The organism is Ureibacillus massiliensis 4400831 = CIP 108448 = CCUG 49529, assembly GCF_000772965.1.
Classification (GTDB): domain Bacteria; phylum Bacillota; class Bacilli; order Bacillales_A; family Planococcaceae; genus Ureibacillus; species Ureibacillus massiliensis.
This window is the reverse complement of the sequence record NZ_JPVQ01000024.1, coordinates 1-13,241: the sequence shown is the minus strand read 5'-3', so window position 1 is coordinate 13,241 and position 13,241 is coordinate 1. Positions and strand designations below refer to the sequence as shown.

At 33.0% G+C, this 13,241-nt stretch carries 12 protein-coding genes; 1 reads left to right on the top strand and 11 read right to left on the bottom strand.

From position 1 onward, the window contains the following. Positions 1 to 7: 7 nt before the first annotated feature. The 11 genes from dctP to CD30_RS12480 form a co-directional block, all read right to left on the bottom strand. Positions 8 to 1,129 carry a TRAP transporter substrate-binding protein DctP gene (gene dctP, locus CD30_RS12530; protein WP_052126193.1) on the bottom strand — a complete coding sequence of 374 codons (1,122 nt, stop codon included), beginning with the start codon at positions 1,127 to 1,129 and terminating at the stop codon, positions 8 to 10. A 27-nt stretch (positions 1,130 to 1,156) separates the two neighbouring features. Beyond that, a complete protein-coding gene (locus CD30_RS12525; protein ID WP_036177495.1) occupies positions 1,157 to 1,597 on the bottom strand; it encodes a MaoC/PaaZ C-terminal domain-containing protein in 441 nt (146 codons plus the stop codon). A 109-nt stretch (positions 1,598 to 1,706) separates the two neighbouring features. Continuing rightward, entirely contained in the window at positions 1,707 to 2,489 is a 783-nt protein-coding gene (locus CD30_RS12520; RefSeq protein ID WP_036177493.1) for an enoyl-CoA hydratase/isomerase family protein, read from the bottom strand. Positions 2,490 to 2,563: 74 nt separating this feature from the next. Beyond that, entirely contained in the window at positions 2,564 to 3,913 is a 1,350-nt protein-coding gene (locus CD30_RS12515) for an acetyl-CoA carboxylase biotin carboxylase subunit (protein ID WP_036177491.1), read from the bottom strand. Between the two features lie 26 nt (positions 3,914 to 3,939). After that, positions 3,940 to 4,149, bottom strand: coding sequence for a biotin/lipoyl-binding carrier protein (locus CD30_RS12510; protein WP_036177489.1), 210 nt, complete (start codon positions 4,147 to 4,149; stop codon positions 3,940 to 3,942). A gap of 85 nt (positions 4,150 to 4,234) precedes the next feature. Beyond that, positions 4,235 to 5,959 carry a class I adenylate-forming enzyme family protein gene (locus CD30_RS12505; RefSeq protein WP_036177487.1) on the bottom strand — a complete coding sequence of 575 codons (1,725 nt, stop codon included), beginning with the start codon at positions 5,957 to 5,959 and terminating at the stop codon, positions 4,235 to 4,237. Between the two features lie 29 nt (positions 5,960 to 5,988). Continuing rightward, complete coding sequence (locus CD30_RS12500) at positions 5,989 to 7,554, bottom strand: acyl-CoA carboxylase subunit beta (RefSeq protein WP_235802057.1); 1,566 nt, start codon at positions 7,552 to 7,554, stop codon at positions 5,989 to 5,991. 414 nt (positions 7,555 to 7,968) lie between these two features. Next, on the bottom strand, positions 7,969 to 8,925 hold the full coding sequence (locus CD30_RS12495) for a hydroxymethylglutaryl-CoA lyase (protein WP_036177485.1): 957 nt from the start codon (positions 8,923 to 8,925) through the stop codon (positions 7,969 to 7,971). Positions 8,926 to 8,976: 51 nt separating this feature from the next. Further along, positions 8,977 to 9,756 (bottom strand): cupin domain-containing protein, encoded by a 780-nt coding sequence (locus CD30_RS19575; RefSeq protein ID WP_052126191.1) that lies wholly within the window; start codon positions 9,754 to 9,756, stop codon positions 8,977 to 8,979. 29 nt (positions 9,757 to 9,785) lie between these two features. Then, positions 9,786 to 10,652 (bottom strand): fumarylacetoacetate hydrolase family protein, encoded by an 867-nt coding sequence (locus CD30_RS12485; protein ID WP_036177483.1) that lies wholly within the window; start codon positions 10,650 to 10,652, stop codon positions 9,786 to 9,788. Positions 10,653 to 10,684: 32 nt separating this feature from the next. Next, positions 10,685 to 11,389, bottom strand: a complete 705-nt coding sequence (locus tag CD30_RS12480; RefSeq protein ID WP_036177480.1) for a GntR family transcriptional regulator — start codon at positions 11,387 to 11,389, stop codon at positions 10,685 to 10,687. 554 nt (positions 11,390 to 11,943) lie between these two features. Here CD30_RS12480 and CD30_RS12475 point away from each other — a divergent pair. Continuing rightward, on the top strand, positions 11,944 to 12,837 hold the full coding sequence (locus tag CD30_RS12475) for a LysR family transcriptional regulator (RefSeq protein ID WP_036177477.1): 894 nt from the start codon (positions 11,944 to 11,946) through the stop codon (positions 12,835 to 12,837). Positions 12,838 to 13,241 lie beyond the last annotated feature (404 nt).

Sequence of the window (13,241 nt, the reverse complement as noted above, 5' to 3'; positions counted from 1 at the left end):
TAGTTAATCAATCAACTAAAGTTTCAACATTTGAACCGAATCCCCACGGTCCTAAAACGTCTCTGTAATCTGCGTATTCATTCATGAATTGTTTTTGACTATTTAATACCATTTCAAAATCTGGATTTTCATTAGCTAACTCTTCTTGAATTTCTTTAACTTTTTCAATAACTAACTGAACCTCACTATCTGACAATTTAGTAGTTTGAATAGTTCCAGAGTCTTTCATTTCAGCTGCTGCCTGCGCATCAAGGTATAATTCATTAAATGTTGTTTCAAGCATTGTCGTTTTTGCCGCTACCTCAACAACAGTTTTCAAATCATCAGGAAGTTCATCCCATGCTTTTTTGTTTATCATTACGCCAGTTACTGAAGATGTCTGATGCCAGGATGGTGTAGAAACATACTTAGTAACCTCGTCAAAATTCATAGCTTTATCCCCTGCTGGCCCACTAAATTCAAGTGCATCGATTACTCCTCTTTGAATTGATTCATATAATTCGCTTGCTGGAATATTAACTGGATTTGCTCCAAATTCTTTTATCAAACGTTCTTGAACAGTTCCTACGAACCGAATATTTAATCCTTTTAAATCCTCTAAAGATTCAATTGGTTTATTTGAGCGAATCCCTGATTCTGTAGCAATCAAATTGTAAGGGATATAAACAAGCCCATGTTGACCATAAATTTCGTTATACATTTGTCTACCTTCCCCTGCTTGAATCCACATACCATAGTCAAATACACTCATTCCAGCCGCACTCGTACCCAATAAACTAAATGCTGGATTTAATCCAGACCATGTTCCTGGCCAGTCTCCCCCTGCTTGGATAGTTCCGCTACTAACCGTTTCTAACAATTGCGGACTTTGTACTAGTTCTCCTGCTTGGTGCAATGTAATATTTAGCCTTCCGTTACTTAACTGGTTTACTAATTCTACAAATCTCTCATCTCGGAGAAACTGGATAGATCCGTTTGTATAGGTACTTGACATTCTCCACGATATTGGATCTGTTGAATCCGAGGATTCGTTATTTTCTGAAAGTGGCTCTTGACTATTCAAGCATCCGGATAATAGTAAAAGTAAACTTAAAAATCCTACAAACAATAAAAATTGTTTCTTTTTCACTAACTTTTCCTCCCCTTTGTAACTACCTTAATTAGATTTTTTCATTAATAAAACAATTTCTCCCTCTGATACTAGTTCATCCCTTTGATTTATCACATAGACATTTCTTGTTAAAACACCTCTATCTGGTTTTGAAGTTTCCTTTTTGTCTCTTACAACAAATTTTGCATAAATTGTATCACCGGGAATTACTCCCTTTTTAAATTTCCAATTAATCTCTAACAAACCAAGCGTTGATCCATTAACATTTCCCATTTGGGATTGAAGTCCAGTTATAACTGCAACAGAAAGAAGTCCATGAGCGACTCTTGTTTTATATGGTGTTTGTTGTGCATACACCTCATCTACATGCAAAGGGTTGTAGTCACCTGATAATCCAGCAAATTGAACCATATCTGTTTCAGTAACTGTCCTACGTGGACTAATCATTTCATCTCCAATTGAAAAGTCATCAAAATACATTTCCATATACAATACACTCCAATACAGTTCTCTAAATACTGAGTATTCGATAAATAAATCGGAAACTATGTTAAGGTATTTAATACATAAATTAACAAATATAGTTAAAAACTACTTATTTACCCGTCCAAATAGGTTGGCGCTTGTCTTTAAACGCTTTTAATCCTTCATTGTAATCATTCGTTCTACTCAAAATAACAACTTGATCCCTTAAGTAATTTAAAGCTTTCTCATATTCCATATCTTGAATCATATTTAACGCTTCTCTTCCTTGAATTAGAGCAACAGGATTCTTTCCTGCTAACTTTTCTGCAATTTTATATACATTTTCTGTAAATATATCATCAGAATAAACATCATTAACTAATCCTAACTCTACTGCCTTTTGTGCATTAATGCGGTCACCTGAATACATTAATTCAAAAGTTTTCTTACTACCAATTGTTCTAACTAGTGGCGCGCTTATCATCATTCCCCACAATCCAACATTAATTTCTGGTGCTCCAAATTGTGCAGATTCTTTTGCATATACAAGATCACAAGCAACTGCCAGACCAAGACCACCAGCCAATGCGTAACCATTAATTGCTCCGATTACTGGTTTTTTGATGTTATATAAAGCCTTCAAACAATTCTGATATTTAGTGACATGTTCCTTAAAACTCATCACACTATCATTGCTGTCCATTCCACCTAAATCTGCTCCTGAGCAAAAGGATTTATCACCAGCACCTGTTAAAACAACAACTTTCACATCACTTGCAGCTGATAATTTTTCGCAAGCGTTTACAAAACCAAGCATCATGTCACTAGAAAGTGCATTATGGACTTCAGGTCTATTTAAAATTAAGGTTGCAACTCCATTTTTTATTTCTACAATAATGTGGTTATTTTCCACTCTACAAACCTCCAATTATTGTTATACTATTCCACCTTAATACTAAGAAAATATCAAGTTGGAATATTTAAAGACTATTTATGAGATAATGATAAGTAATTATTGATAAAGCTAGTTGTCGTATTACCCTTATTAAATTCTGGATGTCTAATAATCTCTTTTAAAATCGGGATATTAGATTTAATACCTTCTATTTCATATTCATCTAATGCTCGAGCTAGTTTCTCAATTGATTCTTCTCTAAGATTGGAGGTAACAATTAATTTTCCAATCATCGGATCATAAAACGGAGATACATCCAGTCCTTCTTCAATAGCTAGTTCATGTCGAATATTTTCACCAGTTGGTAGCTGTAATTTTGTAACCTTTCCTGGGGATGGGTAAAACGTAACAGGATCTTCTGCATAAATACGTACCTCTATTGAATGTCCCTTTAACTCAACTTCAGATTGTTGTATATTAAGTAGCTCCCCAAAAGCGATTCTAATTTGTTGTTCAACTAGATCTAATCCTGTAATTTCTTCAGTAATCGGGTGTTCTACTTGTAATCTTGTATTCATTTCTAAGAAATAGTAGTTCTTTTCATCATCTACTATAAATTCTACTGTTCCAGCATTGCTGTACCCTATTGATTTAGCAGCTTTTACTGCTGTTTCACCCATATTCTTTCTCGTTTGGTTATCAACAAATTTTGAAGGTGCTTCTTCTACTACCTTTTGATGACGCCTCTGAATAGAACATTCTCGTTCACCAAGAAAAACCGTATTTCCTTTGTGATCTGCAAGTATTTGAATTTCGATATGGCGCGGATTTTCAATAAGTTTTTCAAGAAACATTGCGCCATTTCCAAAAAAACTTTCTGCGCGTTTTCGATTACCATCAAATAACTTTTCTAAATCATTCATATTTTGAATTACTTGCATTCCGATTCCACCGCCGCCAGCAGATGCTTTTAGCATTAAAGGAAATCCAATTGTTTCTGCAACTTCTTTAGCTTTTTCAAGCTCAAAAAGCGGAGTGCTATTACCAGGCACAATTGGTACTCCTGCCGCTTCCATAGCTAATCTAGCTTGAAGTTTATCACCCATTTTTTCAATGACTTCTGGAGTCGGACCTATAAAAACAAAGCCATTTTCTTCGCAAACTTTTGCAAATAAGCTGTTTTCTGATAGGAAACCATATCCAGGATGAATAGCATCAACCTTCGCTCTTTTTGCTACTTCTATTATTTTCTCCACATTTAGATAACTTTCATTTACTCGCGGTTTACCAATCAAATAAGCTTCACATGCTAACTTTACATGAGGTGCATTTGCATCTGCTTCTGAGTATACGGCGACTGTCTCTATACCCATTGAATGACAAGTTCTGATAATTCGAGATGCAATTTCCCCTCGATTTGCAATCAAAATTTTTTTAAACATTTAATCACCTTTCTATCTGAGTGACATTATTTTAATTTTATTATGACGTCATCCTCATTTACGAAGTCACCTTCATTTACTAAAATTGCTTCTACTTCACCTTCAAATGAGGATTCGACTGGTATTTCCATTTTCATTGACTCTAAAATCACAACTGTATCATTTTTATTTACTTGATCACCTATATTGACATTAATTTTCCATACACTGCCTGACATATTTGATAAAATTTCCATTGATAATCATTCCTTTTAACGTTTTTATAAAATCTAATAATTCATTAAATATAGAATATTCAGAATAAGATAGCTGTAATTAACATTAAAATAATGTTTGAAGTTTTTCTTTTTCTTCGAAATAGATTTCTTTAAGTTTATATTTTTGAATTTTTCCATTTGCTGTCATTGGAAGATCGGAGTGTTCGACTAATTTGATATATTTCGGGACTTTATATCTTGCTAGATTTTTCATGGCATGGTCAAATACTTCTTTATCCGTCAATGTTTCATTAACTTCTGGTACAATCCAAGCCATACCAACTTCGCCCATAATCTCATCTGGTACACCAATTACATAGGCTTGACTAATTTTTTCGTGCATTGTTAGGATATCTTCAATTTCTTTCGGGGCTACATTTTCAGCACCTATTCGATAAATTTCTTTAATTCGACCGGCTAAAGAAATATAACTATTATCGTCAATAACAGCTATATCTCCAGTTTTCAACCATCCATCTTCGTCAAATGCTTTTGCGGTATCTTCAGGCTTTTTATAATATCCATTTGTAACTAATGGACCTCTGCAAACAAGTTCTCCTGCTTTTCCAATAGGACAATCTTCACCAGTCTCTAGATCTTTTACTTTAAATTGGATATTATTACCACACAATTCTTTAATTCCTAAATGTCCCCCAGGAATAACATGACCTACATATTTACTAAGAAATGAGATATCATCTTCTGGAGACGTCTGTAATACTCCTGCTGCACACTCTGTCATTCCGTATCCCGTTATTAGTTCGTTGATATTAAATACAGCTTTAAGATCTTTCCATAATGCGATTGATACTTCCGCACCAGCACAATACATTGCTGAAAATTTCAAATTTCTACGTGGTTTTGCACGTTGCTCATGAAGAATTTTAATTGCGATTGTAGGTACACAGAGGATATCATCAGCTTCTTTAGCCTCCATAAGGTCTAATGCTTCCGATTCATTGAAGTTAATTTGTGTTATTAATGTTCCACCTACCATTGATACAGCAATAATACCCTCGATATATCCAAAACAATGATAAAACGGAATCGGAACAAAAATTCTTCTACTCTCTTGATATCCACGGTTAATACAACTACCAAATGCACTACGCCAAATCATATTGTGTGTTATAAGCGCACCTTTAGGAAAAGATGTTGTACCAGAAGTGTACATTATGTCAGTGATATCGTTTACATTTTGTTCTGGTAAATCTTTAAGCATATTTCCAGCCTGTTCACTTTCTATTGAAGATATCAAATCATTGAAATCAATAGTTCCAGGGTATTTTTTTCCTTGAGGTGAAAATACAATGATTTTCTTAAGTTTAGGAAATTCTATAGAGCTTTCACCCTGAAACACTTCTGGGCAAAGTTCCTTTAACATCGAAATAAAATCCGTAGAGTTCCATACATCAAGTGTAATTACATAAGAAGAATCTGATTGATTAATCAAATAACTAAATTCTTCTTTCTTTAATCTGTAATTTAATGGAACTAATACTCCGCCAGCTACTGCAACACCAAGCTTAGAAACTATAAATTCGCCATAATTTGGTGAAATTAATGCAACATGTTCTCCTTTTTGTAAACCAATGCTAAATAATGCTGCACCAAGTTGTTTACTTTGAACCATGACATCCTTGTATGTCAAAGTTTTATTCTCATCTATAATAAAATCGTTATCTTTGTATTGATCAGCCATTTTAAAGAAAAATTTGTGAATAGGTTCAGGAAGCCAATTTTTGCTTTTACTTAAAAACGACTTTCTTCTATCATTTAGAGAAATCATAGTTCATCCAACCTTATTAAGTATTTTATCTATCCTCTTCTAATTACGGTTTTCTTTGTAGAAATATTTTCTAAAATATCTCTATTCGCGCAATAAAGTTCAAATCGACTTATTAGGTCTTTCCTTAATCTATCACCAGGTACAACATCATCAATATATAATTGTGATGCTGCACTCCAGACGTTTATGTCATCGTTATATTTTTCCCTTTGCTCATTGATATATTGTTGTCTTTCTTCAGGATCTTCAATTGCTTGTATTTTATTGAAATACATAGCATTTACCGCAGCTTCAGGACCCATGACCGCCGGTTGTGCTTGTGGTAGTGCAATACAAGCATCTGGTTGCATAGAAGCTCCAGACATTACCACGTAACCTGCACCATATGCTTTTCTAACAATTACGCTAATTCGTGGTACTGTAGCATTTGCTACCGTTGATAACATACGAGCTCCACGACGAATAATAGCTTTCTTTTCAACGGTGCTACCTACCATAAATCCTGGTAAATCGACTAAGAACAATAGAGGAATATTGTACGCATCACATAATGAAATAAAATGTGCTGCCTTTTCAGCAGATTCAGGGAATAATACCCCCCCTTTTATTTTTGCTTGGTTTGCAACAATCCCAATTGCTCTTCCACCAATACGAGAAAAACCAGTGATAATTTCTTTTGCATATTCTTTTTTAAATTCAAAGAAAGAATCTTTATCCACTAATTGCTCAATTACGGGGTACATATCCATTGGTACACGTTGATTACTCGGTACTAAATCTTCAATCTTTTTACCTACTACCGGTTCAATAGGTTCAATTAATGGTACTTTTTCTTCCCAATTTTGAGGCATATAGTTTAAATATTTTTTCGCAGCATCCAATGCCTCTTTCTCTGTTTCGACTAACTTATCGCCTAAGCCACTTACGGTATTGTGCATACGGGCTCCCCCCATATCTTCCATGGATACCTTTTCCCCTGTCGCCATTTCGGCCATACGAGGTGATCCTAAATAAACACTCGCATTTTTATCAACCATGACAACAAAATCACATAAGGCTGGTAAATATGCACTTCCGGCAGGCGATGGTCCAAATACTAACGCAATTTGTGGAATTTTCCCAGAAAGTCTAGCGGTATTGTAAAAAATATTCCCTGCATGGCGACGATCGATAAAAGTATCAAATTGTTCATTTAATCGTGCACCAGCCGAATCAATCATGTAGATTAACGGAATTTTACGTCTGCTAGCTAATTCTTGCATACGCATAATCTTTTCAATCGTTTTAATTCCCCATGTTCCTGCTTTTACTGTCATATCGTTAGCAATAATGGCAACAGGTTTACCATTAATCTTAGCAACTAATGTGACCACCGCATCTGACGGTAAAAAGTCCTCTTCTTTTACCCGTGCAAACAATCCATCTTCTATTTCAAAGCTGTCCTCATCGATTAAATACTTGATTCGGTCACGGACGAACATCTTTCCTGCTTCTTTTAGTTTTTTGTAGTACGAACGGTTGTCAGACGTTTTGAGTTCTGCTATTTTTTCATACACTTCTGCATCTATACCCATTGCCTGGTTGACAGCTGTCATAATAAATCCCCCTTCTTAATTAGTAATTGATTGTTTAAAACGTTCCGCTTGTAACATATATTTAGAGATAATTTCTTTCGTCATAGAAATTAATACATTCCCCTCATTGTAGCTAAACGCTGTTTGATTTAATAATGCTCTAGCAGCTTCTACTCTCTGCTAAAATATCGGGTAACTTGCTGATTGAGATACGTTTATCGAATTTCTCATGCTCTGTTAAATAAGTAATGGTAAATCTACACAACGTGGTGCACCGTCTACACAGGCATTAACTTGAATAATTCTTTCACTATTTAATTGTCACATTAGTTGTTAAAACCATTTCCATCTATTCCTAGTAAGGCATCATCCGGAAGGAAGATATCTTTAAATAAGCATTCAGTTAAAGAAATAAGATTAAGTTTATATTTATTGTTAACTAGTGGCACGTTGACGATAGGAATCGAGAGTCCCACCTTTCGCTACTTTACTTGAGAGATCACGCCCTAAAATATGTTCTATTTCTCGAGTTACATCAATTAATTTATCTAAATCTATGCCAGTTGAGATTCCTAACTCATGACACATATGCACTAAATCTTCTGTGGCTATATTTCCAGCTGCTCCTTTTGCACCACTAAATGGACAACCACCTAATCCTCCTACAGACGAATCAAATTGTGTAATTCCCATTTTTAATGCCACATAAGCATTGGCTATTCCCATACCTCGTGTATCGTGTAAGTGCATTACAATATTTTTATCTGGCCATTTATCTTGTAGCAGGGCTACTAATTTTTCAGTTGTAACTGGGTTTGCCCAACCTACTGTATCGCCTAAAAGAATGTTACTTGGTTGAATCCCAAACTCATTCGTTTTTTCAAATGAACGACTAATTAAGTTCACTACCTGTTTAGGATTTTTGTCCCCTTCATATGTGCAACCAAACGCTGTCATGACAGCCAGGGTAGTTATAGGGACATTATAGTCATTTAACGTTTGAATACGTTTTTCCATTTCATTAAATGTTTCTTCAATAGATAGATTTGTATTTTTTTTAGAGAATGTTTCACTTGCTGTAATACTTAAAACGCCATCTAAGTCAAACTTACCTGTTGCTTGAGCACGTTCAATTCCTTTTGCATTTAAATATAAACATTCATATTTAATATTAGGGAATTTCTTAAAGCCCGCTGCTACTTGTTCCGCATCTGCCATTTTAGGTACCCATTTAGGGCTAACAAACGAAGTAACTTCAATGATAGGAATATTGCATTCAGACAATAAATCAATAATGCGGATTTTATTCTCGGTTGCAACATGGGTTTCTTCGATTTGCATCCCTTCTCGTGGCCCTACTTCTCGGATTTTTACATACTTTGGAAAACTCAAGTGTATACCCACCTTTACAATTTTCGTAATTTTCTGATATTAAATTTGCTATTAATCTAAGTTCACGACAATATTTTTAGGATTTCGCGCAGTTAAAAACTCAACTGACTCTGTTTCACTTAAATTTCTTTCAATATGCGGAAGATATGGAGGAACCCTTAAAAAATCTCCTGGTGTTATATCGGAATATTTCTCATAATTATCCCCGTGTAATATACGTGTATTGCCACTTACAATAAATCCCGCTGTTTCCGCTTCACCATGATGGTGTGCACCTGAATCTTTTGCTGGCGCACCTGAAACACGACCAATCCATAAATTAGGTGCTTGAACTGCTGTTTTTCTAGGCAAATTATCTGTTTGATTTGTTGAGTCATTTAATTCTGTTTCTCTCACAATTAATACTTCTAAATCTTCATTTATACCTGAAGGATTAACTACAGAATCACTTTCCGTAATTTTTACTAGTTTATAATAAGGAGCCATCGTTGTAACAATTGTTACTTTACTAGTACTCTCATTTTCAAGTTTATAAGGCTCATATGGTGGGAAATATATGAAATCACCTTTACCTAGCTCCACAAATTTTTGATAACCTTCACCATAATAAAACTTCACTACTCCTTCTAACACATAGTGTACTGTATCTGAATTTTCATGATGTTGAGGAGTAGAAGCTGCTTTTGACTCAACAATTAAATAACCCATCCAAATTTTTTCGCCTTCTGAACCTGTTTTCCATACAATCCCATTAACACTGTTTACTTCATCTACTTTTATCGAATTTTTTGGATATAACATAAATTTACTGTAATCTACTTTAAAAGACATATTTTCACCTCATTTATAATTTTAGGAAATTAAACTTTTTGTTCCACTATTAGATTTTTAATACTACCAATTTTTGAAATTGATACTTCTACTACATCGCCCTGTTTTAACAAAAGTGGAGGGTTTCGTTTTGCACCTATTCCAGAAGGTGTCCCAGTCAAAATAATATCACCAGGCATAAGTGTCATACCTTTGGAAATCTCCGAAACTATTTGTCTTATTGGAAAAATCATAAGACTTGTATTGCTAGACTGAACAACATCACCATTGACCTTGCAACTAATATCCAAATTTTGAATATCTTCAATCTCATCCTTTGTGACAATCCAAGGACCTAAAGGACAAGACTTATCCATACTTTTCCCTAAAAACCATTGACCGCCATGTGCATTTTGTACATCTCTTGCACTTAAATCATTAGCACATGCATAACCAAAAATATAATCCATAGCTTTTTCTTCGGAAACTTGCTTACCTTTTTTTCCTATAACAATCGCAAGTTCTGCTTCATAATCGAACTGACTTGTAAATTTAGTAGAGTACGGTATTTCTTCATATGGTCCTGCAATTGACTCTGTAGCTTTTGTAAAAACAGTTGGCTTATCAGGTAAGTTAATATCTTGTCTGGTACGTTCTTCAAAATGTTTTAAGTAATTCCAACCCACACAGATAATATTCCGCCTCAATTTCGGAATTGGTGATAACAAATTCTTTTTCTCAAATGATCTAAAATGTGTCTTCGATGCTAACTTACTACGAATACGTTGAATCGCTTCATCACCCTGATCAATGATTGTTAATACATTTGGAAATTCATCTGAAATATCTATAATTTTGTCTTCTTGCACTACTCCAACACAAATTTTATTTTCTTCTAGATAGGTAATAATTTTCATTTAATCCTAATTCACTCTCCTTATATTCAAAATCACAATCTTTGTATATTTTGTATTTCCTTCATCTTTGACTCATCTATTTTTTCATAAAATTCTTTTTGAGCAATTCGTAAAATTTCTCTTCCAGCTCTTGCCTTATGTTTCAGCATTTTTTCTTCAGCAATCACACTATTTTTTTGCACAAGTGCATGATAAATATCTTCATGCTCTTGTAATGATATCTTTACATGTTCCATATTACTTTTAAAAACAGATGGATAGCGATTTGTATTATTCCATAAATCTTTAATCGTCTTTACTAGAAGCGGATTTTTACATTTATTATATATTTTCATATGAAATTCAATATTTTTCTGTTCATACAAAGAATAATTATCTTGTTCAATTGCATTATTAGATTCACCTATTATTTCATGAAGCTCTTCTAGATCTGATTCATTTAAATGATCAACAGCCAATCTAGTTGCAAGGCCTTCCAACTCAATCCGTAATTCAAAGATATTTTTTATATCTTCTTTTGATAAACTACTCACTACTGCACCGATATGTGGCTTGAATTCAATCAGACCATCGGATTTTAATTGGTTGTAAGCTTCACGAACAGGGATTTCACTACTACTAAATCTTTTCGCTATATGAGTAATTACTAATTTTTCATTAAATTCATAAAAACCTTCATAAATTTCTTTTTTCAAAGTTTCATAAATAATATCTTTTTTTGTTCTATAACCTTTCAAAATAATCACCACCAATCTATATCTTTTTGGAATTTTTTAAAATTTATGGAATGTATATCATATATGATATATGATATATAAAAAAGAAATTTAAGGTTTAAACAAAATGTAATCGCTTTCTCAATATTTATCAGTGAACTTTTGGGATATAAACGATTACGATTTTGTATATTCACCTACCAAGATTTCTGAATATAAAAAATAATCAAATACTTGAGTTTCTGATTTGATTATAAATCCTAATAAACATTTCTGGAATTACCAATAATTCATATAGATATAACCTAATGGAATATAAGGTGAGTATAAGTAGCAATTTTAGTTTACTTTAAATATCTCTTGTATCTTAATTTACGTTTAAATAAACATTTTTGTTTTCTCTTAAATATTCATAAATAACACTTTAAATTAACGTTTAATAATGTAAAGAAACAGTAAAAAGTTTAAAAAATTGATGATTATAAACAGTTACGATTTAATAATTCACTGGAATTTCAATTAAATTTAAAATAATCTCAACAAATAAATATTGATAATAATAAGGGGGACATAAAATGGATTTATTAAAACTGAAATACTTTTACACTGTAGCAAAGTATGAAAACGTCTCATCTGCTTCTAAAGAATTATTAATTTCCCAATCTGCTTTAAGTAAGGCGATTCGAACTTTAGAAGATGAATTACGAATGGATTTGTTTTATAGAAGTGGTAAACGCATTTCATTGAATAAAAACGGAGAGTTTTTGTTTACAAGGGTAAAACAAATTTTTAAAGAATTACAATACTTAGAAAAGGCATTAATAGAGCATCGAGAAGAGGACAACGGAAGCTTGTCTATAATTACAACCCTACCATATATATTTACAAATTTAGTAGATTCCTTTATGGAAAAATATCCGAATATCCATTACCAACAAGTCTCACTTTCAAAGGAGAATCTCTACAACTTTATCGAAAATGGACGATACGATATTTGTATTTCGGCAAGTGAATTTACACATCCAAATATTAAATGGATACCTTTGTTTGAAGAGGAAATATTCCTCACAGTACCTTCGACTTTCCCAATTTCAAATTTTAATGAAATTGATTTGCAACATTTTAAAGATACGCCATTTATTGGTTTGTCAACCAATTATTCCTATCGTCAGTTTACCGATAGTCTGTGTTTAAGATATAATTTCGTTCCAAAATATCGTGTTGAGGTTGAGGAAGCTACAACTATTTTACAACTAATAAAAAATGGAAAAGGGGTTTCGTTTACTCCACATACAGCAATCGATTTATCAGAAGAAAAGTTAAAACATTTACGTATTAAAAACGGACCTTTTACACGTAAAATTGGTCTACTACAACATAACAACACATATCAAGCAAAAATTATTAATAAATTTATTGAACATTGCCATGCATATTTTAAAGACATTATAAAAGTACAGAGTAAGTGATTTTTCATTAAGTATATTTTTCATTTTTTCTTGAATATATATATATCTAAATTTGATCGTGCTAAATGTTTATATTTTTACTTTAATTTATTTTACTGAAATTCTAAATTTTTGGTTTAGAGGAAATTATCGCAATTCGAATGCGAATAATATAGATCAGTTGTTTACTCTTTTGTCCGCAATTTTCCACAGATTTATTTTTTGTTTTGAACTTACTTAACTGTGAAGATTTTTAACGTTATAAAAAAACCTATTAAAACAGATTTATTTAAATTCTTCTTTACTCTATTTATTTATATCGATAGATTCGACAACATTAGGCTCGGGAGACCATATAGCCGAAAGCCTTTGTTAGTGTGTTTTGCAACAGAAAAGTGCAGAGAATTGCAACGAAAAATACAGAG

Excerpts from the sequence above, each read along its gene's own strand:
- CD30_RS12510 (WP_036177489.1), bottom strand. The coding sequence starts at position 4,149 with ATGGAAATTTTATCAAATATGTCAGGCAGTGTATGGAAAATTAATGTC.
- CD30_RS12485 (WP_036177483.1), bottom strand. The coding sequence starts at position 10,652 with ATGAAAATTATTACCTATCTAGAAGAAAATAAAATTTGTGTTGGAGTA.
- CD30_RS12525 (WP_036177495.1), bottom strand. The coding sequence starts at position 1,597 with ATGGAAATGTATTTTGATGACTTTTCAATTGGAGATGAAATGATTAGT.
- CD30_RS12505 (WP_036177487.1), bottom strand. The coding sequence starts at position 5,959 with ATGATTTCTCTAAATGATAGAAGAAAGTCGTTTTTAAGTAAAAGCAAA.
- CD30_RS12515 (WP_036177491.1), bottom strand. The coding sequence starts at position 3,913 with ATGTTTAAAAAAATTTTGATTGCAAATCGAGGGGAAATTGCATCTCGA.
- CD30_RS12500 (WP_235802057.1), bottom strand. The coding sequence starts at position 7,554 with ATGACAGCTGTCAACCAGGCAATGGGTATAGATGCAGAAGTGTATGAA.
- CD30_RS19575 (WP_052126191.1), bottom strand. The coding sequence starts at position 9,756 with ATGTCTTTTAAAGTAGATTACAGTAAATTTATGTTATATCCAAAAAAT.
- CD30_RS12475 (WP_036177477.1), top strand. The coding sequence starts at position 11,944 with ATGGATTTATTAAAACTGAAATACTTTTACACTGTAGCAAAGTATGAA.